The 25531-nt window shown below is 72.3% G+C and carries 24 protein-coding genes and 1 pseudogene; 17 read left to right on the top strand and 8 right to left on the bottom strand.

The features are described 5' to 3' along the window. Positions 1–103: 103 nt before the first annotated feature. Complete coding sequence (locus ACZ6D7_RS03895) at positions 104–952, bottom strand: AbfB domain-containing protein (protein WP_469483120.1); 849 nt, start codon at positions 950–952, stop codon at positions 104–106. Between the two features lie 222 nt (positions 953–1174). Here ACZ6D7_RS03895 and ACZ6D7_RS03890 point away from each other — a divergent pair, with 222 nt between their 5' ends. The 5 genes from ACZ6D7_RS03890 to ACZ6D7_RS03870 all read left to right on the top strand — a co-directional run bounded on the left by ACZ6D7_RS03890 (position 1175) and on the right by ACZ6D7_RS03870 (position 5438). Beyond that, positions 1175–1495 (top strand): DMT family transporter, encoded by a 321-nt coding sequence (locus ACZ6D7_RS03890; protein ID WP_469483118.1) that lies wholly within the window; start codon positions 1175–1177, stop codon positions 1493–1495. Then, complete coding sequence (locus ACZ6D7_RS03885; protein WP_469483116.1) at positions 1495–2031, top strand: TetR/AcrR family transcriptional regulator; 537 nt, start codon at positions 1495–1497, stop codon at positions 2029–2031. The genes ACZ6D7_RS03890 and ACZ6D7_RS03885 overlap by 1 nt, the downstream gene beginning before the upstream one ends. Positions 2032–2416: 385 nt before the next feature. Beyond that, entirely contained in the window at positions 2417–3406 is a 990-nt protein-coding gene (gene dapD, locus ACZ6D7_RS03880) for a 2,3,4,5-tetrahydropyridine-2,6-dicarboxylate N-succinyltransferase (RefSeq protein ID WP_469483114.1), read from the top strand. A 275-nt stretch (positions 3407–3681) separates the two neighbouring features. Beyond that, positions 3682–4239 (top strand): SigE family RNA polymerase sigma factor, encoded by a 558-nt coding sequence (locus ACZ6D7_RS03875; RefSeq protein WP_469483112.1) that lies wholly within the window; start codon positions 3682–3684, stop codon positions 4237–4239. Continuing rightward, entirely contained in the window at positions 4236–5438 is a 1203-nt protein-coding gene (locus ACZ6D7_RS03870; protein WP_469483110.1) for an SMP-30/gluconolactonase/LRE family protein, read from the top strand. Before ACZ6D7_RS03875 ends, ACZ6D7_RS03870 begins: the two co-directional genes overlap by 4 nt. A gap of 39 nt (positions 5439–5477) precedes the next feature. On the opposite strand, the gene dapA is transcribed toward ACZ6D7_RS03870, so the two are convergent. Then, complete coding sequence (dapA, locus tag ACZ6D7_RS03865; protein ID WP_469483109.1) at positions 5478–6407, bottom strand: 4-hydroxy-tetrahydrodipicolinate synthase; 930 nt, start codon at positions 6405–6407, stop codon at positions 5478–5480. Between the two features lie 163 nt (positions 6408–6570). Here dapA and ACZ6D7_RS03860 point away from each other — a divergent pair, with 163 nt between their 5' ends. From ACZ6D7_RS03860 to ACZ6D7_RS03845, 4 genes are all read left to right on the top strand, one after another. Continuing rightward, positions 6571–6714 (top strand): hypothetical protein, encoded by a 144-nt coding sequence (locus ACZ6D7_RS03860; protein WP_469483107.1) that lies wholly within the window; start codon positions 6571–6573, stop codon positions 6712–6714. After that, positions 6711–7385 (top strand): hypothetical protein, encoded by a 675-nt coding sequence (locus tag ACZ6D7_RS03855; protein WP_469483105.1) that lies wholly within the window; start codon positions 6711–6713, stop codon positions 7383–7385. The genes ACZ6D7_RS03860 and ACZ6D7_RS03855 overlap by 4 nt, the downstream gene beginning before the upstream one ends. A gap of 151 nt (positions 7386–7536) precedes the next feature. Continuing rightward, the gene (locus tag ACZ6D7_RS03850) at positions 7537–8148 is read left to right on the top strand and encodes an ArsR/SmtB family transcription factor (RefSeq protein ID WP_469483103.1); all 612 of its coding nucleotides are present in this window, start codon (positions 7537–7539) and stop codon (positions 8146–8148) included. Positions 8149–8164: 16 nt separating this feature from the next. Next, positions 8165–8896, top strand: coding sequence for an SRPBCC family protein (locus ACZ6D7_RS03845; RefSeq protein WP_469483101.1), 732 nt, complete (start codon positions 8165–8167; stop codon positions 8894–8896). An 11-nt stretch (positions 8897–8907) separates the two neighbouring features. On the opposite strand, the gene ACZ6D7_RS03840 is transcribed toward ACZ6D7_RS03845, so the two are convergent. Then, positions 8908–10731, bottom strand: a complete 1824-nt coding sequence (locus ACZ6D7_RS03840) for an endonuclease/exonuclease/phosphatase family protein (RefSeq protein WP_469483099.1) — start codon at positions 10729–10731, stop codon at positions 8908–8910. A gap of 292 nt (positions 10732–11023) precedes the next feature. Between ACZ6D7_RS03840 and ACZ6D7_RS03835 the strand changes: the two genes are divergently transcribed. The 3 genes from ACZ6D7_RS03835 to ACZ6D7_RS03825 all read left to right on the top strand — a co-directional run bounded on the left by ACZ6D7_RS03835 (position 11024) and on the right by ACZ6D7_RS03825 (position 16017). Next, a complete protein-coding gene (locus tag ACZ6D7_RS03835; RefSeq protein ID WP_469483097.1) occupies positions 11024–12454 on the top strand; it encodes a hypothetical protein in 1431 nt (476 codons plus the stop codon). 181 nt (positions 12455–12635) lie between these two features. Next, the gene (locus ACZ6D7_RS03830; protein WP_469483095.1) at positions 12636–14093 is read left to right on the top strand and encodes an alkaline phosphatase PhoX; all 1458 of its coding nucleotides are present in this window, start codon (positions 12636–12638) and stop codon (positions 14091–14093) included. 340 nt (positions 14094–14433) lie between these two features. Further along, positions 14434–16017 (top strand): TROVE domain-containing protein, encoded by a 1584-nt coding sequence (locus tag ACZ6D7_RS03825; protein ID WP_469483093.1) that lies wholly within the window; start codon positions 14434–14436, stop codon positions 16015–16017. Positions 16018–16062: 45 nt separating this feature from the next. On the opposite strand, the pseudogene ACZ6D7_RS03820 reads toward ACZ6D7_RS03825, so the two are convergent. Further along, positions 16063–16403: pseudogene (locus ACZ6D7_RS03820) on the bottom strand (TetR/AcrR family transcriptional regulator); the annotation flags it as partial. A 97-nt stretch (positions 16404–16500) separates the two neighbouring features. Here ACZ6D7_RS03820 and ACZ6D7_RS03815 point away from each other — a divergent pair. From ACZ6D7_RS03815 to ACZ6D7_RS03805, 3 genes are all read left to right on the top strand, one after another. After that, positions 16501–17139, top strand: a complete 639-nt coding sequence (locus ACZ6D7_RS03815; RefSeq protein WP_469483091.1) for a GntR family transcriptional regulator — start codon at positions 16501–16503, stop codon at positions 17137–17139. 14 nt (positions 17140–17153) lie between these two features. Next, positions 17154–18179 (top strand): 1-aminocyclopropane-1-carboxylate deaminase, encoded by a 1026-nt coding sequence (locus ACZ6D7_RS03810; protein WP_469483089.1) that lies wholly within the window; start codon positions 17154–17156, stop codon positions 18177–18179. A gap of 112 nt (positions 18180–18291) precedes the next feature. Further along, entirely contained in the window at positions 18292–18858 is a 567-nt protein-coding gene (locus ACZ6D7_RS03805) for a TetR/AcrR family transcriptional regulator (protein WP_469483087.1), read from the top strand. Positions 18859–18947: 89 nt separating this feature from the next. On the opposite strand, the gene ACZ6D7_RS03800 is transcribed toward ACZ6D7_RS03805, so the two are convergent. The 3 genes from ACZ6D7_RS03800 to ACZ6D7_RS03790 form a co-directional block, all read right to left on the bottom strand. Then, on the bottom strand, positions 18948–20114 hold the full coding sequence (locus ACZ6D7_RS03800; protein ID WP_469484509.1) for a TerD family protein: 1167 nt from the start codon (positions 20112–20114) through the stop codon (positions 18948–18950). A 93-nt stretch (positions 20115–20207) separates the two neighbouring features. Next, a complete protein-coding gene (locus ACZ6D7_RS03795) occupies positions 20208–20978 on the bottom strand; it encodes a DeoR/GlpR family DNA-binding transcription regulator (protein ID WP_469483085.1) in 771 nt (256 codons plus the stop codon). Between the two features lie 151 nt (positions 20979–21129). Beyond that, positions 21130–21939: an NAD-dependent epimerase/dehydratase family protein gene (locus tag ACZ6D7_RS03790; protein WP_469483083.1), complete on the bottom strand. Its 810-nt coding sequence runs from the start codon at positions 21937–21939 to the stop codon at positions 21130–21132. Between the two features lie 261 nt (positions 21940–22200). Here ACZ6D7_RS03790 and ACZ6D7_RS03785 point away from each other — a divergent pair, with 261 nt between their 5' ends. Next, positions 22201–23148 carry a 5-dehydro-4-deoxyglucarate dehydratase gene (locus ACZ6D7_RS03785; protein ID WP_469483081.1) on the top strand — a complete coding sequence of 316 codons (948 nt, stop codon included), beginning with the start codon at positions 22201–22203 and terminating at the stop codon, positions 23146–23148. Next, complete coding sequence (locus ACZ6D7_RS03780) at positions 23145–24308, top strand: hypothetical protein (protein ID WP_469483079.1); 1164 nt, start codon at positions 23145–23147, stop codon at positions 24306–24308. Before ACZ6D7_RS03785 ends, ACZ6D7_RS03780 begins: the two co-directional genes overlap by 4 nt. Here ACZ6D7_RS03780 and ACZ6D7_RS03775 read toward each other — a convergent pair. Next, positions 24245–25477 carry an MFS transporter gene (locus tag ACZ6D7_RS03775; RefSeq protein ID WP_469483077.1) on the bottom strand — a complete coding sequence of 411 codons (1233 nt, stop codon included), beginning with the start codon at positions 25475–25477 and terminating at the stop codon, positions 24245–24247. The genes ACZ6D7_RS03780 and ACZ6D7_RS03775 overlap by 64 nt on opposite strands. Positions 25478–25531: the final 54 nt, after the last annotated feature.

Raw genomic sequence — 25531 nt, 5'->3', positions numbered from 1 at the left:
GTCCCCCCCCCCCCCCCCCCCCCCCCCCCCCTCCCCCCCCCCCCCCCCCCCCCCCCCCCCCCCCCCCCCCCCCCCCCCCCCCCCCTCTCCTGTGCGTGGTGGGTCAGTCCAGCCCGGCCACGAGCCGGAACGCCGAGTCCGCCCGGTACAGATCGCCCTGCTGGTACGGGTCCAGCCGGATCTGGAAGTCCTTGTGGCGGAGGTAGCGGCCCGGGTAGTTCACCGACTCCAGCATGACCGCGCCGGAGTAGGAGGAGGAGCGGGCACAGAAGGTGGCGTCCTGCTTGAACAGCGAGGATCCGTCGCTGCGTTCGGAGCGCAGGACGAAGCTGCGGTGCCGCAGGTACGTCCCGTCGGCCGTGGCGAAGGAGTAACAGGAGCTGTTCGCCAGTCCCTTGACCACGGTGAAGGTGGAGTCCTGGCGTGACTCCGAGCCACGCACGCGATCCAGCTTCACCTGCCCGCCGCTCACGTGCCAGTACCGGTCGGGGTAGTTGACCGAGCGGACCGAGCGCTCCTGGTCGGCCGGTCGGGGATCGGACGGCTCCTCGGACGACGGCGCGGAGGCCGAGGCCGAAGCACGAGGCGTCGAACTCCCCTGGGGCCGGGGCGAGGAGCTGGCTTCTGAAGCGGACGGGGAAGCGCTTGCCGACGCTTTCCCGCCATTCTTCTTCCCCTCCGAAGCGGTCGCCCCGCTCGCGGAGGGCGTGGCGAAGGAGATGAGCCCGCCCGCGGTCTCGTCGTCCGACAGGGTCTGCCCCTCGCGGGACTTCGACGCCTTGTCAACTGGCTTGTCGTTGATGGCGATCGCGGTCACGCAGGCCACGATGGTGGCCACGGCGAGGGCGCTGGCCAGCCAGAGCCGACGGGTTCCGGGTGCCCGGGACGTGTCCGGGGCCCAGCCGTTCTCCCAGGGTTGTTCCTGGGGCGGCCGGGACTTGTCTATTGGCATGCGCTGTTCCTCCAGCGGCGCCTCCGAGGGCCGCCGCGGCTGCGATGGCCCGGTGTATGAACGGTGAAACAGTAGTGGAAGCCGTGGCTCACGTTCAGCCGTTTGAGTGAGAGGTTTCGATAACGCTTTCGTAGCACCGGCCCGCATGTTCAACGAAGGGCCGCACCACATGAGTCGGGCCCGGCCGCACACGGCCGCCCGTCGATATGTACGCTCGTACACATGGGATACCTGACGCTCGCCGCAGCCATCGTCGCCGAGGTGGCCGCGACGACCGCCATGAAGTACAGCAACGGCTTCACCAGACTGTGGCCCACCCTGCTGACGGCCTTCGGGTACGTCATCTCCTTCCTCCTCCTCGCCCAGACCCTCAAGTCCGTGGGCATCGGCACGGCCTACGCGATCTGGTCCGGCGTCGGCACCGCGACGATCGCCGTCCTTGGCCTCGTCCTCTTCGGCGAGGCCCTCACCCTCACCAAGATCGCCGGAATCGTGCTGATCGTCGGCGGAGTGGTGGTCCTGAACGTCGGAGGCGCGCACTGATGCCCCGCCGCTACGACCCCGAACGCCGCCAGCGGATCATCGATGCCGCCATCCGGGTCGTCGGGGAGAAGGGCCTGGCGGGCCTGAGCCACCGCACGGTGGCCGCCGAGGCGGACGTACCCCTCGGCTCCACCACGTACCACTTCGCGACCCTCGACGACCTCCTCACCGCGGCCCTCCGCCAGGCCAACGAGGGCTTCGCCAAGGTCCTGACGGCCCACGGCGACCTCACCTCCCCCCACGGCGACCTCCCCACCGCGCTGGCCGCGCTCCTGGGCGCCTGGCTGGCCGGCGACCGCACCGGCGTGGAACTGGAGTACGAGCTGTACCTGGCCGCCCTGCGCCGCCCCGCCCTGCGCCCGGTGGCCGCGGAATGGGCCGACGACGTGACCGCCCTCCTGTCCCTGCGCACGGACCCCCGTACGGCGAAGGCCCTGGTCGCTCTGATGGACGGAATCTGCCTCCAGGTCCTCCTGACGGACACGCCGTACGACGAGGAGTACGCCAGAGAGACGCTGGCCCGCCTGATCCCTTGACGAATGAAGGGGAAGGCCGGAATCGGCCTTGCTCACCCGCATCGACGACCGGGAAGGCCGCGAGACGGCGGGAGCGGGCCGTTGCCCGCTCCCGCGTCGCAGCCCGTCGCGTAGCTCGTCACTGCCCCGTCGAACCATGGCAACAGGCAGCAGTACGCCCAACGCGCGACGGGCTCGACGCACCGCAACGGCCCCGACCCACCCCGCCACCCCGCGCCGGCGCCCCACGGGCGGCCGGGCACACCACCGGAGCCCGCCACCGGAGCCGGCCCCGGAGCCCCGCAGCCCACAGCGGCCGCACGCCCCTCGGAGCACCCCGCCCGAGACCTGAGACGCCCGCCCCGCTGGTTAGCCTCCGCACGCTTCGTCCGGTTAGGTTGCCCTCATGACCGACACGACTGCTCCTCGCACCACCGGCGCCGCGGCCGCCGGCCTCGCCACCCTCGCCGCCGACGGCACCGTTCTCGACACCTGGTTCCCCGCGCCCGAGCTGATCGCCGAGCCCGGCCCGTCCGGCACCGAGCGCCTGTCCGCCGAGAAGGCCGTGGAGCTGCTCGGCGAGGGCGCGGCGAAGTCGATCGGCCCGGACGCCCGCCGTGGTGTGGAGGTCGTAGCGGTCCGCACGGTCATCGCCTCCCTCGACGAGAAGCCGGTCGACGCCCACGACGCCTACCTCCGTCTGCACCTCCTCTCCCACCGCCTGGTGAAGCCGCACGGCCAGAGCCTGGACGGCATCTTCGGCCACCTGGCCAACGTCGCCTGGACCTCCCTCGGCCCGGTCGCGGTGGACGACGTGGAGAAGGTCCGCCTGAACGCGCGCGCCGAGGGCCTGCATCTCCAGGTGACGTCGATCGACAAGTTCCCGCGCATGACGGACTACGTGGCTCCCAAGGGCGTCCGGATCGCCGACGCCGACCGCGTCCGCCTCGGCGCGCACCTGGCCGAGGGCACGACGGTCATGCACGAGGGCTTCGTGAACTTCAACGCCGGCACGCTCGGCACGTCGATGGTCGAGGGCCGTATCTCGGCCGGCGTGGTCATCGGCGACGGCTCGGACATCGGCGGCGGCGCCTCCACGATGGGCACGCTCTCCGGCGGCGGCAACGTGATCATCTCCATCGGCGAGCGCTGCCTGATCGGCGCCGAGGCGGGCGTCGGCATCGCGCTCGGCGACGAGTGCGTGGTCGAGGCCGGCCTGTACGTCACCGCCGGCACGCGGGTGACGATGCCCGACGGCCAGATCGTCAAGGCCCGCGAACTCTCCGGCGCCTCCAACATCCTCTTCCGCCGCAACTCGGTCACCGGCACGGTGGAGGCCCGCCCGAACAACGCGGTCTGGGGCGGCCTGAACGAAATCCTGCACAGCCACAACTGACCGACACGGCACAACCGAAGTAGAAGTACCGAAACAGAAGTACCGAAGCAGAAGAACCGGAGCGCCCTACCGCACCCGCGGCAGGGCGCTCCGCCGTACCGACGGCCGGGCCGAACGAGCCGAGGAACCTCGCCTGAACCCGATGGTGAACCCGATGGTGAACCCGATGGTGAACCCGATGGGGGAAGGGAGGCATAGCCGCACCGGCCCGCAGGCGTCACAAGGGACACAGGGGCCGGGCACAGGGCCCGCTCCCGGGGGAAGTGAAGGTGACGATGGATGCCGAAGGGCTGGAAGGTTTCCGGGACTTCGTGGACAACAGGTCGTCCGCGCTGCTGAGGACCGCCGTCCTGCTCAGCGGCGGGGACCGGCACGCCGGCGAGGACCTGCTCCAGAACGCCCTGGCCAAGGCGGCGGGCCGCTGGCACCGTATCGACGAGCCCGAGGCGTACGTACGGCAGGTGCTCTACCGGCAGCAGATCAGTCGCTGGCGGCTGAAGTGGCCCCGGCGGGAGGTGAGCGTCGCCGAACCCCCGGAACAGGCCGCGGCCCCCGACGCCTCCGCGGCCGCCGAGCTGCGCGTCGTGATGCGCGCCGCCCTGTCCCGGCTGACCGCCCGCCAGCGCACGGTGCTGGTGCTGCGCTACTTCGAGGATCTGCCGGAGGCCGACGTGGCCCGGCTCCTGGGCTGCTCCGTGGGCACCGTACGGTCCACCACCCACCGCTCCCTGGCCCGGCTGCGCTCCCTCGCGCCGGAACTCGCCGCCCTCGGTCCCGCGGACGTCGAGCAGCGGTCGTCCCGTGACTACTCGCCCGTGGAGGTGCGTCCGTGAACGTCGACGAACTCGTGCGTGACTCCCTGCGCGAGCAGGCCGACACGCAGGCACCGGCCGGGCCGGGGCTCGCCGACCGGGTGCTGGCCCTGCGTCGGCGCCGCCGTACCCGCAGGTTCGCGTCGATCGCGGCCGCGACGGCCGCCGTGGTGGCCGTCGCGGTGGCGGTGCCGATGCTGCGGTCCGACGGCGCGACCGATGTACGCCCCGCGGACGTCACCCCGCCGAACCGGATCGCCGCGCACCCGGACCAGTCCCCGCCGCGGGACCTGATCGCCGCCGGCGGGAAGGCGCTGGCCGCGTACTACGCGACGACGGTCGTCCCGCGGTCGGCGGACCGGGCGGTGTCGACGCGCACGTACTGGCTGCTGGACCCGACGACGAAGAAGTACGTGAAGACCACGAAGTGGTCGTGGGTGGCCGTCGCCCCGGGTCTGAAGACCGCCGCCGTCCTGGAGCAGAACCTGCCCGCCCGCCGGATCGGTCTGCTCGACCTGGTCAGCGGCGAGGTCAAGCGGTGGATCCCGGTCGACCACACCGTGGGCGGGCTGGCGTTCTCCCGTGACGGCCGCGAGCTCGTGGCGACGACGTACAGCGCCGACCCCGACCTGCGGATCAAGATGGACGGCTCCGAGGACTGGATGGCGGCCATGGAGTCCTCCCGTACCGGCTTCTACGTCTTCGACGTGGCCTCCGGGCAGGGGTCCTGGACCCAGACCGACGACAAGGGCAGCTCCGCCGCCTTCAACAGCCGCCAGGACTTCGCCTTCAGCAGGGACGGCCGGCTCATCTGGTCGGGCATGCCCATGGAGCCGGGCCACCAGTACTTCGACCGCAAGGGCAACAAGGTCGACCCGCCGGCCGCCGAGAAGTACATCCAGTGGTACGTCGACGCCGGACTCTCGCCCGACGGGAAACGGCTGGCCGGCGACTTCGCGGGCGTGAAGTACAAGACGTCCTCCTGGATCCTGGACCCCCGCACCGGCAAGCCGCTCACCGAGAGCCACGGCCAGCAGCTGCTCGCCTGGGCCGACGACTCCTCGCTGATCGCCTGGGACATCGGCAAGGACGGCAACGAGTTCCACCAGCGGCTGGTGCTGGTGACGCCGGGCAGCGAGAAGGTCGTGGTCCTGAGCGACTTCCGGGCCGTGAAGGACGACACCCTGGGACGCTGGGAGCCGGTCTTTGCGGATCGCTGACTGGCCCTCGCCGGGCGCCTCCCGGGAAGCGACAGCAGGTCAGGCCACCGGGCCCGCGGTCCGCCACGCATCGTCCACCAGCCGCTCGTAGGCCGCCCGCAGCCCGTCGACCGTCTCCCGGTCGGCGGGCCGCAGCGGGGCCCGGACCGGTCCGGCCGGCAGCCCCAGGTCGCCCAGCAGCCCCTTGGCGGTGACGGTGCCGGGCAGCCCCGAGGACATCATCAACCCGACCAGTTCCGTGGCGCGTCGCTGGAGCGCGGCCGCCCCGCGGGTGTCCCCGGCGTCGAAGAGGTCCAGCACGGCCCGGAGTCGCCCGGGGACCACGTTCGCGACCGTGCTGACGTATCCCGCCCCTCCGACGGCGTACAGCGCGAGGTTGTGCTCGTCGCAGCCCGCGTAGTACGCGAGCCCGGTGCGCGCGAGGACCTGCTGGGCGCCGAGGAAGTCGTAGGAACAGTCCTTGACCGCCACGATCCGGGGGTGCTCGGCGAGCCGGATCACCGTCTCCGGCTCGATCCGGGTGCCGGTGCGGCCGGGGATGTCGTACAGCATCACCGGCAGCGCGGACGCGTCCGCGACCTCCCGGAAGTGGGCTTCGAGGGCGTCCTGCGGGGGTCGGCTGTAGTACGGGCTCACCACCAGCACACCGTCCGCGCCGGCCTTCTCGGCGGAGCGGGCGAGTTCCACGGTGTGCCGGGTGTCGGAGGTGCCCACGCCCGCGACGACCGTCGCCCGGTCGCCCACCGCCGCCCGCACCGCCGCGACCAGCTCCGCCTTCTCGGCGTCCGAGGTGGTCGGCGACTCGCCCGTCGTCCCGGACAGTACGAGCCCGTCGCAGCCCTCTCCCACCAGCCGTTCGGCGAGCTGCGCCGCCCCGTCGAGGTCGAGCGCGCCCTCCTCGGTGAAGGGGGTGACCATCGCGCACAGGGCGCGGCCGAAGGGAGGGGTGGGGGAGGGCGCGTTCGTCATGGGAGTAGTGTCGGCAGCGCGATCGTGAAGCTCCACTTAAATCTTCTACGAGATATGAGTAAGGAACACTGAGAAGTCGCTCGGCGGACCCCGAATCGCCCTCTGCCCAGAACGCCTCTTCATGGGTCACCATGGCCGCAAACGGTCATCCATGGGAGGCGTCATGAAGCTCGGCAAGGCACTGGCCACCGGAGTCGCGACGGAAGCCCCGATCGTCGTCACCGCCGACGACGAACTCGAACTCCCGCAGAAAGCCGACGAGTCGGCGGAACCGACGGTGTCCGAAGAGGTCCCGGCCGCCCGATGAGGCTGCGGCTTCCGGAGGAACGCCCGACGGAGCCGCCGACCGGCTACAAGATCGCCCACCCGATGCTGTCCCAGGACGGCGGCCGGGCGGGGTTCACCGGTGTGTCGCTGGGCGGTGCGCTGCCGTACGGGGTGCTGGCCGACGCGTCCTGCGTCTACGGCCTGCGGCACCGGGCACCGCACCGCCGTTGCGACTGCGGTTTCCACTGCGTGCGCGATCGCGCGGCCGCCGAGGCGCTGCTGTGCACCACCGAGCACCGGGCGGCGGTGCTCCTCGAGGTCACCGTCCTGGGCGCCTACATCCGTTTCGAGCGCGGTTTCCGCTACGCCCGCCAGCGTGTGCGGACGGCGACCATCGGCCCGTGCGGCTGCGGCGCACCGGCCGCCGCCCTCGCCGATGCCGGCTGGGGCCGGCCCGGCTGGCACGCGCTGGCCCCGACCTGTGCGAGCTGCGCCGGTCCGCGGACGACGGTGTCGCCGACGGCGTTCGCCCGGCTGGCCGGGGACGGACTGCGGGTCACGCTCGCCTCCCGGACCGCGCCGCCCGACGCGCCGGACGACGGGCTGGGCGTACCCGAACTCGCCGCCGAGGCGGCCCTGTTGCAGGCCCGCCTCGACTGGTTCCAGACCCAGCTGGCCCGCCTCGACGGGCGCGGCGCGGGGGAAGGGTAGGGGGAAGGGCAGCCGGACAGGCAGCCCCTGCCCGGCCCCCCACCTTCCGGTCGTCCAGCCTCCACCGAAGACTGGATCTCACCGAAAAATGAACCTCACCGAAAACTATATCCGCCTGGACAAAAAAAGTTTTCGGTGGGAGGGTGGACGCATGCTGGACGTGACCGTGATCGAGGACCCCGAGGCCGCCGCCGTTTCCCTGGACCCCATACGGGCCCGGCTGCTGGCCGAGTTGGCTGCCGGCCCGGCTTCGGCCGCCATGCTGGCCGGGAAGGTCGGGCTGCCGCGGCAGAAGGTGAACTATCACCTGAAGGCGCTGGAGCGGCACGGCCTGGTCGAACTGGCCGGTGAGCGCCGCAAGGGCAACGTCACCGAGCGGCTGATGCGCGCGACCGCCGCGTCGTACGTGATCTCGCCGCTCGCCCTCGCCGAGGTGCAGCCCGATCCGGACCGTTTCCGTGACCAGCTCTCCGCCCGCTGGCTGCTGGCGCTCGGCGCCCGGCTGGTCCGGGACGTCGGCTCGCTGATCACCGGCGCGGACAAGGCCCGCAAGCGGCTGGCGACGTACGCCCTCGACGGCGAGGTCCGCTTCGCCTCGGCGGCCGAACGGGCCGCGTTCATCCAGGAGTTGACGGCGGGCGTCAGCGCGCTCATCCGCAAGTACGACGCCCCCGACACGGAGGGCGGCCGTGATCACCGGATCGTGGTCGCCGTACACCCCACGGTCAAGGACCAGCCCGCCATCCCCGAACCGGACCAGTAGTCAGCAGGAGTTCGCCATGTCCAAGGAATTCGAGATCATCCGTGACTTCGAGGTCGACGCCACTCCGGAGCAGGTGTGGGAGGCGGTGACCACCGGCACCGGAGGGTATCTGTGGCCGATGGAGCCGCCAGAGCCGCGGGTCGGCGGCAGGGGGCCCTTCGGGTCCACGGTCACCGCCTGGGATCCGCCGCACCGCTACACCAACCGCGTCGAGGACGTCGAGGGCATCTCGGAGCAGACCGTCAACCAGCTCGACTACACCGTCGAACCCCGTGACGGGGGCCGGGCCTGGGTGCGGTACGTGCACAGCGGCATCTTCGTCGACGACTGGGACAACCAGTACGACGGCGCCGCCAAGCACACCGACTTCTATCTGCACACCCTGCGCGAGTACCTGGTCCACTTCGCGCCCCGGCCGGCCGCCTTCGCCACCTTCGACGGGCCCGAGGCGTCCAAGGCCGCCGACGCCCTCGCCGTCGTCGGACGGGCGCTCGGGCTCGGCGACGACGTCGCCGCCGGCGCCCGGGTGACGGTCCGAGGGCCGGACGAGTTCGACGCCCTGCTCGATTTCCGCAGCCCGTACTTCATCGGGCTGCGGACGGACCGGGGCCTCACCCGCTTCTTCGGGCGCAACCACTGGGGGTACCCGGTCGGCATCTCCCTGCACGACTTCGCGCCGGGCGCCGACATCAAGGAGTGCGAGACCGCATGGCAGGGCTGGCTGAACGGTGTGTTCAGCCGGCCCTGATCCACCGGGACCTACGGCTCGAACCGCAGGATCTGCGGGTCGTGGTCGCTGATCTGGTCGTGGAACTCCGAGTTGATGTGCACGCTGTCGTACTCGAAGCCGCAGGCACGCCGGATCGACGGGCTGACCAGGATCTGGTCCAGGACCTGCTGGTTGCCCTGGTAGTCGTAGGAGTACCGCTCGCTCCTGGGCAGCGACTTGATCGCCGACCACAGCTCGCCGTCACCCTCCAGGATCTGCGCCGTGCCGGAGAACTCGAAGTCGTTGATGTCGCCGAGGGCGATCACGTCCGCGTTCTTCTGCACGTCGAGGATGTCCTTGACGAACGCGTTGACCAGCGTCGCCTGCTGGTGGCGCTGGGTCTCCGAGCTGCGCACCACCGGCTGGTACTGCGCGTGCAGCGCCTGGTCGCCGCCCTTGGAGTTGAAGTGGTTGGCGATCACGAAGACCGTGCGGCCACGGAAGGCGAACTCGCCGACCAGCGGCTTGCGGCTGGCCTTCCAGGCCGTGTTCGCCGGGTCGATCCGGCCGGGGGAGACCGTCAGAGCGGCCTTGCCGCGCTGCTTGGTCACGCCCGCGGCGGTCGTCGTGTCGCCGCCCGCGCGGTCGGTGAAGGAGACCCGCTCCGGGTTGAACAGGAACACCTGGCGGATGTTGCCGCCCGGCTCGCCGCCGTCGGTGTTGTTCGCCGGGTCGATCGAGCGCCAGTCGTACGTCGGGCCGCCCGCGGCGACGATCGCGTCGATCAGCTTGGTGACCGTGGCGTCGGCGGCCGTCGTGCCGTCGTTCGTCGCGCCGTTGTTGTCCTGGATCTCCTCCAGGGACACGATGTCGGGCGACTGCAGGTTGTGCACGATCGCGGCGGCGTGCTCCTCGAACGTGGCGTCGGAGGGGTCGAGGTTCTCGACGTTGTACGTCGCGACCGCCAGCTCGCCCCTCTTCTGCTTCTCGGTCGTCTCGCGCTCGAGACCGCCGCTCTTCAGCGTGCCGAGGCGGCCGGCCACGAGGGTGTAACCGCCGAACTGGTTGTAGTCCAGCGGGCCCGTGGTGGTGCCGCTCAGGACGTCACCGACGTTCGCGACGGGGAAGTCGGCGGGCGCGCCGAGCGACTGGATCTGGAGCCGGCCGGTGTTCTGCGCGGTGTAGGCGCCGTACACCGTGCCGCCGCGGCGGCTGGCGTTCTCGTGCGGCTTCACCGTGACCCACAGCTCGGTGTACGGGTCGGTGGCGGTGACCACGCGCGCGTCGGCGACCTGGATGTTCATGCCCTCCAGGGACTCGTAGTAGTCCAGGGCGTACTTCTTCGGCAGCAGGGTGAGCCCGTTGACCGAGTTGTTCGCGGCGGAGTCGCCGGCCGGGGCGTACGCGGCCGGAACCGACCGGGCGTTCACGACGGCCGGCGCGGGGAGCGCGTTGCCGCTGGAGACCACCGTCACCGTGGGCTTGGTTATCTCGGTGATCGACTGGTTGCCGGAGGCGGCGCCGCCGGGGACGAACTCGGAAACGGTGCCGGAAACGGTGACCGCGTCACCGACCGCGACCTTCGGCGCGGAGCTGGTGAAGACGAAGACGCCCTCACTGGTGGCCGGGTCGGCGTCCGGGTTCGGATCCTGGATCCAGAAACCTCTGGAGCCGTACGTGCGCACGCCGGTGACGATTCCGGCCACATCCGTGACCGCCTGGCCGGCGTACGGCGACATCCGGGTCGTGCCCTGGATGTCGTGGACTGCCACCGTGGCCGCGTGCGCGGGCGCGGTCAGGGCGACGGTGGACGCCGCGGAACACACGGCGGCGACGGTGAGCGCGGCGGCGCGCGCGGACTTCTTGCTCGGCAACGGGATCCCTCCGGGGACATACGTGGGTGCCGGGACGAGGTGTGGTGCGTGGAACGAGGGGCCGCGACCCGTGGGGTGGTGGCGACGCGCGTAGAACTTACAGTGAACAGATGTCCATCAAGTTTCTACGCGCGTCAATCTCCTGCCTGGTCAGGCCACTTGTCAAGGTTTCGGCCATGTACAGCTCCTGACGGAGACATGAACCGGGCGGCATGGGTGGATATCCGTCTAGGCTGAGTGGCCCAGTGCCCCAGTGGGACACGGGCACGACGCGCCCTAGGAGAACCCGCCGATGTCTGACAGCTCCCCCCTGCCGCCCGTGCGGCTGCACCCCGAAGCGGAGCTGGCGCGCGACGCGCTGTCCACACCGTTGCTCTCCCGCGCCGCGCGGCTCGCCCGCTGGGCCGGCCCCGGCACCCGGGTCGACGCCGGGGGCGGACTTGTCGAGGAGCAACTGCCGACCGCCGCCGAGGTGCTCGGGCTGACCGGGGACGACGCGGCCGCCTACGCGAGCGAGGCCTGGCGGATCGCCGTGGACGCGGGGCTCGTCGAGGTCACCGACGAGGCGGCCGGCACTGTCGCGGCCGCCGAGGACCTGACCCTGCTCACCGGCGGCACCCCGCACGACGTCCTCGCCGTCTGGCTCGCCGCCGTGGAGACCGTCATCGCCGACGCGGCCGTGCCCGACCTCGACGAGCTGATGGACGCCATGGACGACGGCGGCGAGGTCGACTTCTCCCGGCTGGACTGGGACCCCGAGGGCGAGGCCGAGTTCCTCGACGGTGTGCTCGGCAACCTCTACCTGCTCACCGCCAGCGAGGACGGCCCCGGCGACGGCCCCGTGCCGCTCCCCGCGCTCGCCGCCTCGATGATCGTCCCCGGCGACATGGGCGAGCCCACCAACGACGTCCTGGAGCAGGTCTCCGACGCGATGATGCGCCTCGACGACCAGTTCCGGCTGCTGGAGCCGATCGGACTCGTCGTCTACCGGCCGGTCGACGAGGCCCTGATGGCCGACCCCGACGAGGAGCCCGCCGCGGCCCCGGTCGACGAGACCGACGTCTCCCGCTACGGCATGGTCCGCCTCACCCCGCTCGGTCTCTACGGGCTGCGCGCCCGCCTGTTGGAGTCCGGCTTCGAGGCCCCGGCCGTCGGCGAACTCGCCGACAAGGGCGCCGACGTCCTCCTCGACGGCAGCGCCGGCTATGGCCCGCGCGCCGCCCGCGCCGAGACCGAACAGTGGCTGGACCGCCGCGAACCCCTCGCCGCCGCACAAGAGCTGCTCGCCGCCGCCCGCGGCTCGGACGCCGGGGCACCGCTGCGCCGGCTCCGCTGCCAGGAGGCGCTCTCCCTCGTCGGAGCGCCGGCCGAACCCGCCGTACGCGAGGTTCTCGACGACCCCGAGCTGGGCGGCCTGGCCCGCGTCTGGCTCACCGAGCTGGGCGCGACGGACGTCCCCGCCCCCTCCGAGGACCTCGTCTTCTGGCTCACCATCGACACCCTGGCCGCCCAGCTCGCCGCCGAGGGCAACTCCGAGGAGCTCCAGGCCCTCGTCGAGGGGCTGGCCCGGCAGCACGGCGGCTTCTTCGCGGCGGCCTGGCGTGTCGATCACCCCGCTACCCCGGAGGTCCTGGAGGCTATGGGCCGACTGCACCCGGACAAGAGGATCGCCAAGGAGGCGCGCAAGGCCGCGTTCAAGGCACGGTCCCAGCAGGGCGGCTGAGCCGTCCGCTGAGCCGTCCGGGGGCGCGCGAAGGAGTGTCGACCGGGAGCCGTACGGATGACCGGAACCGATACTCCGGAAGCCGCCCCCCGTTCAACTCCCGTTCAGGCATGGGCGGGACGGTGTCGCCGGACCGCGGCCCGCCACCCTCCACGGCACACCCACCGTCTCAGGAGACACCATGTCGCTCACCCGCAGGGACTTCGCCAGACGATCCGCGCTCACCGGTGCCGGCGTCGCGCTGGCGGGCAGCGTAGGAGCCCTCGCCACCGCGCCGAACGCCCTCGCGTCCACGGACACCGAGAGCGTCGGGGACACGGACGAGGAGTCGGCGGCCGCGCACGGAGGGGTCGGCTACGGGCCGCTGATCCCCGACCCGAAGGGCATCCTCGCGCTGCCCGCCGGCTTCACCTACAAGATCATCACCTACAGCGGCAGGACCAAGCTGGAGTCGGGCGAGTTCACCCCCTCCAACCACGACGGCACGGCCACCTTCGACGGCCCGCGCGGCACCACCCTCCTCGTCAACAACCACGAGCTGAAGGGCCCGCGCGCCAACTGGACGTACCCCGTCCCGCTCACCGAGGGCCTGGTCTACGACCCGGCCGCCTCCGGTGGCTGCACGGTCGTCGAGGTGCGCCCCGACGGACGGGTCGCCGAGTGGGTCGGCATCGCCGGCACCTCCACCAACTGCGCGGGCGGCAGGACCCCCTGGGGCACCTGGCTCACCTGCGAGGAGAACTCCGACAAGGCCGGCGTCAACGGCATGACCAAGGACCACGGCTACGTCTTCGAGGTCGACCCGGCCGACCGGCGCGCCAACAAGAACCCCAAGCCGCTGAAGTTCTTCGGCCGTTACGACCACGAGGCCGTCGTCATCGACCCCAAGCGCGGCCACGCCTACCTCACCGAGGACGCCGCCACCCCCAGCGGCCTGCTCTTCCGCTGGACCCCGCCGAAGGGTTTCGCGTACGGCCGCGGCGCGTTCCGCACCCTCGCCGACGACGCCGGCGTCCTCCAGGCGCCCAAGTGCTACGACTCCGGCGGCCAGTTCGTCGACGACCTCTCCCGCGCCACGAAGATCGGCACGGTGTACGGCGTCGACTGGATCGACGTCCCCGACCGCGACGCCCGCACCACCCCCGTCCGCAAGCAGTTCGCGGACGGCGAGATCACCCGGGCCCGCAAGCTGGAGGGCATGTGGTGGGGTGACGGCGGCGCCTACATCGTCTCCTCGTACGCCCGCGCCGAGAGCCCGAAGCAGCACGACGGCCAGGTCTGGTTCTACGACCCCAAGCGCCGCACCCTCACCCTGAAGGTGCTGCTCGGCGTGAACCCCGACCCCGCCGCCGACGGCGCCTTCGACGGCCCCGACAACATCACCGTCTCCCCCTACGGCGGCCTCGTCATCGCCGAGGACGGCGAGGGCGTCCAGCACCTGTTCGGCGCCACCGACAGCGGCCGCACCTACCCCATCGCCCGCAACGACCTGAACATCGGCACCGCCGAGGAACCGGAATTCAGCGAGTTCACCGGCGTCACCTTCTCCCAGGACGGCCGCACCCTCTTCGCCAACATCCAGGAACCGGGGATCATGCTGGCGATCACCGGGCCCTGGAAGCGCCAGAAGCGCTGCTGAATTAATTCAATGGCCCCGCCCTTGCTGCGCCTCCTACAGTGAGATCACGAACAGCGCACCTCCCGGTGCGAAGGCAGCGGCTACTTCTTTTGCCAAGAATCAGACGCCGCCGCCGAATTGATCTCGGGAGGCGCAGCATGCGGTGGGTGCCCGGTGCGCAGGCAACGGTTACTTCATTGGATCGGACGGTTGCGGGTTCGAGTCCCGTCATCGACCTCGGGTCGGTGTAGCTCAATGGGTAGAGCATCTGGCTAAGTCCGTCGCCGACTCCTGATCTCGGGCGCCCTCCCTTTGCTGTGCCTCTCTCCGAAATGGACCATGAATTCGGGGGAATTCAGCAATGGCGCGCTTCAATACGCGTATCGCGAAGGCACGGCCTCTCTCGCCCGTGAAGACCACGGGCCGTACGCTCCGCACCGCTCTCGGCGGCCGGGGCCACGAGCGGGACGCCCGCTCCGAACTGTTCCTGCTGGCGCTCGCCAACTTCGTCTCCCAGCAGACCTTCCACGAGTCCGGCGCCGACCGCGACGACCGCTTCGCGAAGCTCGTGCGCGAACTCGCCGTCGGCGACCCGTCCTGGACGGCCGGCCTGCTGCGCTGGCTGCGCGGCGAGGGCAACCTCCGTACTGCCGCACTGGTCGGCGCCGCCGAGTACGTGCACGCCCGGCTGGCGGCCGGCGCGACCGACGGCCCGTCGAACCGGCAGGTCGTGGGCTCCGTGCTCCAGCGGCCGGACGAGCCCGGCGAACTGCTCGGGTACTGGACCACGAGGTACGGCCGGGCCGTCCCCAAGCCCGTCAAGCGCGGGATCGCCGACGCCGTACGACGCCTCTACAACGGCAAGGCGCTGCTGAAGTACGACACCGCGTCCAAGGGCTACCGCTTCGGCGACGTCCTCAACCTGGTGCACGCGGCGCCCGACCCGGGCAAGCCGTGGCAGGGCGAGATGTTCCGGTACGCCCTCGACCGCCGGCACCACCCCGACACCGCCGTGCCGCCCGCGTCGGACCGGGTCCTGACCGCGCACCGCGAGCTGATGGCGCTGCCGGTCGAGGAGCGGCGCTCGGTCGTGACGTCGGACGGCGGCGCCGAGCGGCTCGCCGCGGCCGGGATGACCTGGGAGACGCTGGCGGGCTGGCTCCAGGGGCCGATGGACAAGGCGGCCTGGGAGGCGGTCATCCCGTCCATGGGCCCGATGGCGCTCGTCCGCAACCTGCGCAACTTCGACGAGGCCGGTGTCTCGGACGAGGTCGCCGCGCGGGTGGCGGACCGGATCGGCGACCCGGCGGAGGTCGCACGGTCGCGGCAGTTCCCCTTCCGGTACCTCGCCGCGCACCGGCACGCGCCGTCGCTGCGCTGGGCGTACCCGCTGGAGCGGGCGCTCGGCCACTCGCTGGCCAACGTGCCCGCGCTGTCCGGCCGCACGCTGGTGCTCGTCGACCGTTCGGGTTCCATGTTCTACTCGCGGCTGTCGGAGCGCTCGGAGCTGAACCGCGCCGACGCGGCGGCGATCTTCGGCACGGCGCTCGCGCTGCGGGCGGCGGACGCGGATCTCGTCGAGTTCGGCACGAGCAGCAACGTGGTGGCCTTCCGCAAGGGCGAGTCGGTGCTGAAGGTCCTGGAGCGCTTCGGCGACCTGGGCGGCACCGACACGACCGAGGCGGTGCGCCGGCACTACCGGCGGCACGACCGGGTGCTGATCGTCACCGACGAGCAGTACGCGTTCAGCCGCCACGGCGACCCGACCGACCAGGTCCCGGCGGATGTGCCGGTCTACACCTGGAACCTGGCCGGCTACCGGGCGGGCCACGGCCCGTCGGGCCGGGCGAACCGGCACACGTTCGGTGGGCTGTCGGACGCGGCGTTCCGGATGGTGCCGCTGCTGGAGGCCGCCGACGACACGCGCTGGCCGTGGGCGGCCTGACGGTCAGCTCAGGCGGGAGACCTGGTAGTGGCCGATCTGCCAGCCCAGCGTGAGGTTCCCGAACAGCACCCCGCGACCGTGCCGCAGCTCTGCTGCCCGGCACGCTGCCCGGCCTCGGTCTCCTCGAACAGGCGGCGCAGCCGCACCAGCGGTTCCGCCTCACTGTGCAGCACGCGGGCCCACGCGCGTCGCTGCCCGTCCCAGTGCTCGTCGATGACGGCCAGGGCGAGCGCTTCCTTGGACTCGAAGAAGTAGTAGAAGCTGCCTTTCGGCACCCCGGCCGCCTTGCAGATCTCGGCGACCCCCAGTGCCGAGTAGCCGCGCAGCTCGATCAGCGACTGCGCGGCGCCGAGGATCTTCTCCCGTGCGTCGCTGGTCCGTCCCATGCCGTCGAGTGTACGAACGGTCGTCTATCTGCCGTCCCTGTGCCCGAGTGCGCTCGGGCCTTGTGACCGCCCGAACTGACATCTAACATTTCAGTTCATGGAGGCCGTACCCCGCACCCTGCTCAGGGACCGCGCCTACGCCGCGATCCGGGACGCCATCGTGACCGGGGCCATCGAGCCCGGCACCGTGGTGCGGGACGCCGATCTCGCCGAGCGGCTCGGGCTGTCCCGGGCGCCGGTGCGGGAGGCGTTCGCCCGGCTGGTGGACGAGGGGCTGCTGGAGAGCAAGCCGCAGAGCTACACGAGGGTGACACCGGTCGTCGCCGCCGACGTACGGGACGCGGCGGCCGTGGTCGGCGCCATGCACGAGCTGGTCACCCGGGTCGCGGTGCCCCGGCTGTTCGCGGCGGACGTCGAGGGGATGCGCACGGCCAACGAACGGTTCGCCGCCGCGGTCGCCGCCGGTGACGTGGACACGGCCCTGCGCGCCGACGACGAACTGCACGACGTCCTCGTCCGGGCCGCCGCCAACCGCGCGGCCGCCGCCACCATCGCCCGCTACACCCCTCTCATCCGGCGGCTGGAGCGACGGCGCTTCGGCGAGGGCGGCACCTGCCGCTCGGCCGGTCTGCACGGACGGCTGATCGAGGCGTGCGCCGCCGGTGACGTGGACGAGGCGGTCCGGGTCACGGCGGAGATCTGGCGCACCCTCGCCGACCTGGCCGACACCGAATGAGCCAAGGAGGCTCCATGGCCCCGAAGTCCCTCTCCTCGTACGAGCGTTACCCCCTGCTCTTCGGGCCCTCGCCGGTCCACCCGATGGAACGGCTCACCGCGCACCTCGGCGGGGCCGCCCTCTGGGCCAAGCGGGAGGACTGCAACTCCGGGATCGCGTACGGCGGGAACAAGACCCGCAAGCTGGAGTACCTGGTCGCCGACGCGCTCGCGCAGGGCTGCGACACGCTCGTCTCGATCGGCGGGGTGCAGTCCAACCACACCCGGCAGGTCGCCGCCTGCGCCGCCCGCGCCGGGCTCAAGTGCGTGCTGGTCCAGGAGAGCTGGGTGGAGTGGCCCGACCCGGTGTACGACAAGGTCGGCAACATCCTGATCAGCCGGCTCGCCGGGGCCGACGTACGACTGGTGCGGGCCGGGTTCGGGATCGGGTTCAAGGAGAGCTGGGAGCAGGCGCTGCGGGAGGTCGAGGAGTCCGGCGGCAAGCCGTACGCCATTCCGGCCGGGGCCTCCGACCATCCGCTGGGCGGGCTCGGGTTCGCCGGGTGGGCGTACGAGGTCGCCGAGCAGGAGCGGGAGCTGGGGGTCTTCTTCGACACCGTGATCGTGTGCTCGGTGACCGGGTCGACCCAGGCCGGCATGGTCGCCGGGTTCGCCGCGCTGGAGGAGGCGGGCGGCCGGCCCCGGCGCGTGATCGGTGTCGACGCCTCCGCCAAGCCCACCGAGACCCGGGAGCAGATCGCCCGGATCGCCCACCGCACCGGCCGGCTCATCGGGGTCGAGAGCGAGCTGACGGTCGACGACATCGAGCTGGACGAGCGGTACCACGCCGGGATCTACGGCGTCCCGGACGACACCACCCTGGAGGCGATGCGGCTCGCCGCCCGCACCGAGGGAATGGTCACCGACCCCGTCTACGAGGGGAAGTCGATGGCCGGACTCGTCGACCTGGTCGCGCGCGGGGAGATCGACGCCGGTTCCACCGTGCTCTACGCCCACCTGGGCGGCCAGCCGGCGCTGAACGCGTACAGCGCCGTGATCTGAGCGGGAGGTCGCCTTCCCCCGACGGTGTCTGGCGTCTCCGGGCGAACTGGTGGACCATGCGGGCAGCACAGCCCGCAGGGACGAGCGTCCCCGGTTCGCAAGGAGTGACGGGATGACGCAGGTCAGACCCATGCGCGCGGATGCCCGCCGCAACTACGAGCGGTTGCTCGAAGCCGCCGCCGAGGCCTTCGCCGAGCACGGGGAGGGTGCCTCGCTCGACGACATCGCCAAGCGGGCGGGGGTCGGCTCCGGCACGTTGTACCGGCACTTCCCGACGCGCCGGGCGCTGCTGGAGGCGGCCTACGTCGACCGCATCGAGGCGCTGGCCGCGCGCGCCGACGTGCTGGGCGCGGAGCTGCCCGCGGGGGAGGCGTTGGTGGCGTGGCTCAACGAGCTGTGCGTCGGCACCATCGAGGTGCGGGGGCTGAAGTCGCTGGTGGGCTCCGCCGTGACGGACGGGAACGGGCCGGCCGCGACGGTGTGCGGGACGCATATGAAGGGTGCGGCGTCGCGGTTGGTGGAGGCGGCGCGGCGGGAGGGGGCGCTGCGCGGCGATGTCGACGCCGTCGACGTGCTGCGGCTGGCGCACGGGGTGGCCACGGCGTCGGAGCTGGGCCAGGGGGACGCGCAGGTCATCCGGCGGTACGTGGGGCTGTTGATGGAGGGACTGCGGGCGTAGCCGTCGCAGGGTGGCCCGCGGTGACGGAGCCCGAAGGCGGCCCGCAGCTACGAGCACGAGAGGCGGCCCGTAGCTGCGGTGCCGCACGGTCAGAGCGCCTGCGCCGCGGGCTTCACCATGTTGCGGACCGTCCGGGCCTTCACGAAGTCGCCCATCGCGGTCATCTCCCACTCGCCGGAGAACTGGCGGATGAGCTTGGCCATCATCACGCCCGTCTGGGGTTCGGCGCTGGTGAGGTCGAAGCGGACGAGTTCCTCGCCGGTGGTGGCGTCGAGGAGGCGGCAGTAGGCCTTGGCGACCTCGGTGAACTTCTGGCCGGAGAAGGAGTTCACGGTGAAGACCAGACCGGAGACCTCCTGCGGGATCCGGCCGAGGTCCACGACGATCACCTCGTCGTCGCCCCCGCCCTCACCGGTGAGGTTGTCCCCGGAGTGCTTGATCGCGCCGCCCACGATGGACAGCTTGCCGAAGTAGCAGCTGTCGATGTGGTTGCGCTGGGGGCCGTAGGCGATGACGGAGGCGTCCAGGTCGATGTCCTTGCCGCGGTAGGCGGGCTCCCAGCCGAGGCCCATCTTGACCTGGGAGAGCAGCGGGCGGCCGCCCTTGACGAGGGACACCGTCTGGTTCTTCTGGAGGCTGACCCGGCCCTTGTCCAGGTTGATCTTCCCGGCGCCGGGGGCGGGCGGGGGCGGCGCCTGGGGCATCGGCGGGGCGGCCGGAGCCGCTGTCGGGGCCGGTGCCACGGGAGCGGCGGGCGCCGCCGGTTCCTCGACCGTCACGCCGAAGTCCGTGGCGATGCCGGCCAGGCCGTTGGCGTACCCCTGGCCGACCGCGCGGGCCTTCCAGGCGCCGTTGCGCAGATAGATCTCCACGACCACCAGAGCCGTCTCGGCGCCGAGCTGCGGGGGTGTGAAGGTGGCCAGGACGTTGTTGTCGTCCGCGCCGCGGATGGTGGCCGTCGGTTCGACGCCCTGGAAGGTCTGACCCGCGGCGTCCGGGCTCGCGGTGACGACGATCTTCTCGATGCCCGGGGGGAGGGCGGCCGTGTCGACGGTGATCGCGTCCGGTGCCGCACCGCCGCCGGAGCGGTACGTCACGCCGGGGCCGGCCGGCTGGTTGTAGAAGATGAAGTCGTCGTCGGAGCGCACCTTGCCGTCGGCGGTGAGCAGCAGGCCCGAAACGTCGAGCCGCACGGGGGCGGAGACGTCCACCGTCACGCGGGTGACGGGGAGAGGGATGTTCGAGCCGGGGGTCATAGCTGTCATGCCGGGTGAACGAACGAGACCACTTTGCCGTTCCCTTACCCGCGAGCGGACCCCCGATCGGCCCACGGCGCCTCGGTCGGTGGGTCAGACGCGGATGACCTGGGGCCCGAGCAGGGAGTAGCGGTGGGCCTCGGCGGCGGGCAGCAGCGTGCTCGTGACGATCGCCTCCAGCGCGCCGATCTCGGCGAAGCGGCAGAAGCCGACCGCGCCGAACTTGGTGTGCACGCCCGCGAACACCGTGCGACGCGCGGCCCGGATCGCCTGGGCCTTGACCTCGCCGACCGCCGGGTCCGGCGTGGTCAGCCCGTGCTCGCGGGAGATGCCGTTGGCGCCGATGTAGGCCAGGTCGACGACGAAACCGGCCAGCATCCTCGTCGTCCAGTGGTCGACGGTCGCCATGGTGCCGGACCGGACCCGGCCGCCGAGCAGCAGCACGGAGGTGCGTTCGGCCCCGGCGAGGGCGCCGGCGATCGGCAGGGACGCGGTGACCACGGTCAGCGGCCGGTCCGCGGGCAGCGCCTCGGCGATGAGCTGCGGGGTGAAGCCCTCGTCGACGAAGACCGTCTCGGCGTCCCCGAGCAGTCCGGCCGCCGCGGCGGCGATCCGGCGCTTCTCGGGGACGTGGCTGGTGGCGCGGAAGGCGAGCGTGGTCTCGAAACCGGCGCTCTCCACCGGATAGGCGCCGCCGTGCGTCCGGCGCACCAGCCCGTGGTTCTCCAGGGCGCGCAGATCCCGTCGTACGGTCTCCCGGGCCACGCCCAGCTCGGCGGCGAGCGTGGCGACGTCGACCGATCCGGTGGCGCGGGCGGCGCGCACGATCGCGCGCCGGCGCTCCTTGGCCGTCCTCGGGGTCATGTCCGCGCCTCGCTTCCTCGCCCGTTCGGGCCCGGTGGGGCCCATGGGGGAAGTTCTACAGCGGGTGCGGGGCGGTGACCAGGGCTGTTGCGTGCCCGATGCCGCCCGGGCGGGTCCGTTCGGTGCCCGCCCGCGTGCCGGAAGGTCCGGATCAGTACGGCCAGATCGGCGGGTCGCTGACGAAGTGGCCGCCCAGGTGGGCGTGCGCGATGTTCCGCGGGTCCAGCTCGCCCTGTTCGGCGATCAGCTTCTCGGCGTACGGCTCGGAGTCGTCGCGCGGCTCGTAGCCGAGCGCCCGTGCCGAGGACAGGTCCCACCACAGGCGGGTGTTGGCGGAGGAGCCGTAGACGACGGTGTGGCCGACGTCCTCGGCGGTCAGGGCCGCGTGGAAGAGGCGGGCGCCGTCGGCCGGGCTCATCCACACCGACAGCATGCGCACGCTGGTGGGCTCGGCGAAGCAGGAGCCGATGCGCACCGACACCGTCTCCAGGCCGTGCTTGTCCCAGTAGAACTGGGCGAGGTCCTCGCCGAAGGACTTGGACAGGCCGTAGAAGGTGTCCGGGCGGTGCGGGGTGTCGACCGGGATCAGCGGGTCGTCGCCCCGGGGCCGGGGGGTGAAGCCGACGGCGTGGTTGGAGGAGGCGAAGACGATCCGGCCGACGCCCTCCTCGCGGGCGGCCTCGTACAGGTGGTACGTGCCCTCGATGTTCGCCTTGAGGATCTTCTCGAAGGGGGCTTCCAGGGAGATGCCCGCGAGGTGGACGATCGCGTCGACGCCCCGGACCGCCTCCCGGACGGCCGCCCGGTCCGCGAGGTCCGCGGTGATCGCGTCCGGCGCGCCCTCGACCGGGCGCAGGTCGAGCAGGCGCAGGTCGTAGCCGTACGCGGGGAGCAGGTCCCGCATCAGGGTGCCGAGGCCGCCGGCGGCGCCGGTGAGCAGGACGGTGCGGGGAGCGGGCATCCTCGGGTCTCCTTGGAGTCGACGACCGGATGAGCGGCCGCATGCATGGACGCTATTCACATGCGTGGACACGCTAAGGATCTCTCGCGCCCCTCGTCAAGTGTGCCGCGGACCTGGAAGTTCCGCTCTTCTGGTGCCCCGCGTCGGCTTGACCGGGCCGGAAAGGGCTTCATACGCTGAGCGTGTTCAGAAATGTGGACATCGGTCAGAAGAACGCACGCGACCCCGGTAAGATCCACAAGACACCCCCTAGGGAGAGCCGTGACGTCAGCCCCCCTCGCCGCCCGCCTCCGGGTCCCCAGCGGACCGCTGTTCTTCCCCGTCACCGCCTACGGACCCGACGGCTCCCTCGACCTCGGCACCTACCGCGCCCACGTCCGCCGCGGGGTCGAGGCCGGCGCGGCGGCCGTCTTCGCCTGCTGCGGCACCGGGGAGTTCCACGCGCTGACGCCGGAGGAGTTCGAGGCGTGCGTACGGGCCGCGGTGGCGGAGACCGCCGGGCGGGTGCCGGTCGTGGCGGGCACCGGGTACGGGACCGCGCTCGCCGTGCGCTACGCCCGGCTCGCCGAGGCCGCCGGGGCCGACGGGCTGCTCGCGCTGCCGCCGTACCTTGTCCTCGCCGCCCAGGAGGGCCTGCTGCGGCACTACCGGGAGGTGGCCGCCGCGACCTCCCTCCCCGTGATCGTCTACCAGCGCGACAACGCCGTCTTCACTCCGCAGACCGTCGTCGAACTCGCCCGCACCGAGGGGATCGTCGGCCTCAAGGACGGCCTCGGCGACCTCGACCTGATGCAGCGGATCGTCAGCGCCGTCCGCACCGAGGTCCCCGGCGACTTCCTCTACTTCAACGGCCTGCCCACCGCCGAGCAGACCCAGCTCGCCTACCGGGCCCTCGGCGTCACCCTCTACTCCTCCGCCGTGTTCTGCTTCGCCCCCGAGATCGCCCTCGCCTTCCACCGGGCGCTCACCACCGGCGACGACACCACCGTCCGCCGCCTCCTCGACGGCTTCTACCGGCCGTTCGTCGAACTGCGCGCCCAGGGCCGCGGATACGCCGTCGCCCTCGTCAAGGCCGGCGTCCGCCTGCGCGGGCTCGACGTGGGCGGAGTCCGCCCGCCGCTGCACGAACCGAGCGAGGATCATGTCAAGCAACTCGCCCAGGTGATCGAGCGCGGACACGCGCTCCTGGAGGAGGAGAACACGCAGTGAAGGCGTCGACGTTCGTCTACCCCTGGGACGTCAACGGCGATCCCGCGGCCCCGGTCCGGATCGCCTCCCTCGGCGTGGAGCAGGTGACGCTCGCCGCCGCCTACCACTCCACCCGCGCCCTCACCCCCCGCCACCCCCGCCACCGCATCGTCACCGCCGAGCACGCGGCCGTGCTCTACCCGACGGACGACCGGTGGCGGGGGCGGGAACTGCGCCCGTACGCGGCCGGCGACTGGGCCCCGGGCGACGCCTTCGGGGAGGCCGCCGAGGCCCTCGCGGGCGCCGGTCTCGAGGTGCACAGCTGGGTGGTCCTCGCGCACAACTCCCGCCTGGGCGCCGAACATCCTGACACCTCCGTCGTCAACGCCTACGGCGACCGCTACCCCTGGGCCCCGTGCATCGCGCAGCCCGCCACACGCGCGTACCTCGTCGACCTCGCCGCCGAGGCCGCCGTACGCCCCAGCGCGCGCGGCACCGAACTGGAGTCCCTCGGCTGGTACGGGCTCCAGCACCTGCACGCCCACGACAAGACCGGCGGGGTCGGCCTCGGCGACGCCGGGACCTATCTGATGGGGCTCTGCTTCTGCCCGGCCTGCCGGGCCGGGTACGGCGAGCAGGGCCTGGACCCCGACACGCTCGCCGCCGCCGTACGCGCCGCGCTGGAGCCGCTGTGGCGGGGGGCGCCGGAGGACGAGGGCTGGGCGGGCGTCGAGAAGCTGCTGGGGTCGACCTACGCGGCGGCCACGCGCGCGTGGCGCGACGACACCGCCCGCACCCTCCAGGAGACGGCGGTCCGGGCGGTGCGGGCCGCCGCCGCGGACGGCTTCCAGGTGCTGCTGCACGCCGACCCAGTGACGTACCGCGTCGGCGCCAACCCGGGCGTCGACCCCGCGCACATCCTGTCCGTGGCGGACGGTGTCGTGGTCCCGTGCGCGGGCGGCCCCGGCCCGCTCGTCCCCTTCGCCCAGCAGGGGCGCGACGACGCGGTCCTCGCCGCCAACCTCGGCGTGGTGTCCGGGATGGGCGGCAGCCCGGGGACGCTCGCGTCCGACACCGCCCGCGCGCGGGAGCGGGGCGCGACGGAGGTCCGCCTGTATCACGCGGGATTGGCGTCCGACGGGGACCTCGCGGCCGTACGGGAGGCGCTTGCCGCGCGCTGAGCCAGCGGCACGGTCGCCGTCAGCAGCGCCAGAGCGCACAGGACCAGCAGTGGCCCGAGGTCCACCAGCTCGACCAGGCCCGCCCCCACGGCCAGCCCGATCACGTTCGGCGTGAACACCAGCGTGTCGGCGGTCGCGCTCACCCGGCCCAGCAGCGGCCCCGGCGTCTCGCGCTGGACGGCGGTCAGCGCGGCGATCAGCACACAGGGCAGCCCGGCCCCGATCGCCGCGCCGCACACCAGCGCCACCGCGTCCGACGGCACCGCGCGGGCGGCGACCGCGACCGCCGTGAGGACGATCCCGCACGCGGCGAACCGGCGCTCGCCCAGCCGACGCAGCGCGGGCCCCGAGACCAGCCCCACCGCGACCGAACCGGCGCCCTGGGCGGCGTAGAGCGCCCCGGCGTACCCGGGGGAGTGGCCCAGGCCCTCGACGACCGCGTAGACCAGCGCGCCGTTCACGCCCGCGCACAGCATCGTCGTCCCGCCCGCCAGGACCAGCGGGCGCAGCCGGGGGTGCTCCCACAGGAAGCGGGCGCCCTCGGCGGTCGACGCCCGCAGGCCCTCGGCCGGCGGCCGCGGCCGTTCCTCGCGGACCCGCACGCACGCGTACAGCCCCGCCGCGCACACGAAGGTCGCCGCGTCCAGCACGGCCACGCCCGGGCCGCCGTACACCGCGTAGACGCCCGCGCCGGCCAGGGGCGCGAGCAGCTTCATGCCCTCGACGGCCGTGATGCGCAGCCCGTTGAAGTCACCGAGCAGCTCCGGGGCGACGGCGGCGGCGACGAGCGCGGACTTGGCCGCCTCGTGTACGACCGAGGCGGCGCCGTACAGGAACAGCACGGTGAGCAGCAGCCACAGCCGGCCGGGGGAGTCCACCGCGAGGAGCGTGAGCAGCAGCGCCGCCGGGAGGAGGTTGAGCGCGATCAGCAAGGGCTTGCGGCGGGTGAGGTCGGCGAGGGTGCCGAGGGCCGGGCCGGCCAGGGTGGGGGCCCACAGGGCGAGCACGCACAGCGCCGCGAGGCCGTTCGAGCCGGTGAGGTCCTTGACCCACACACCGGAGGCCAGCCACAGCGCGGACGTGCCGAACCCGGAGACCACCAGGGCGGCCAGATACAGCGCCGCGTCACGGTCCCGCAGGACGCGCACCACGGTCCAAGTCGATGTCATGCCTGGTCATCGTGGTGCTAAGGCGGGGGCGCGGGCATCGGGCAGGTGCCCTGT

This window comes from Streptomyces sp. NPDC041784 (assembly GCF_055591025.1).
The sequence above is the reverse complement of the archived record's forward strand: the minus strand, read 5'-3'. Positions and strand labels throughout refer to the sequence as shown.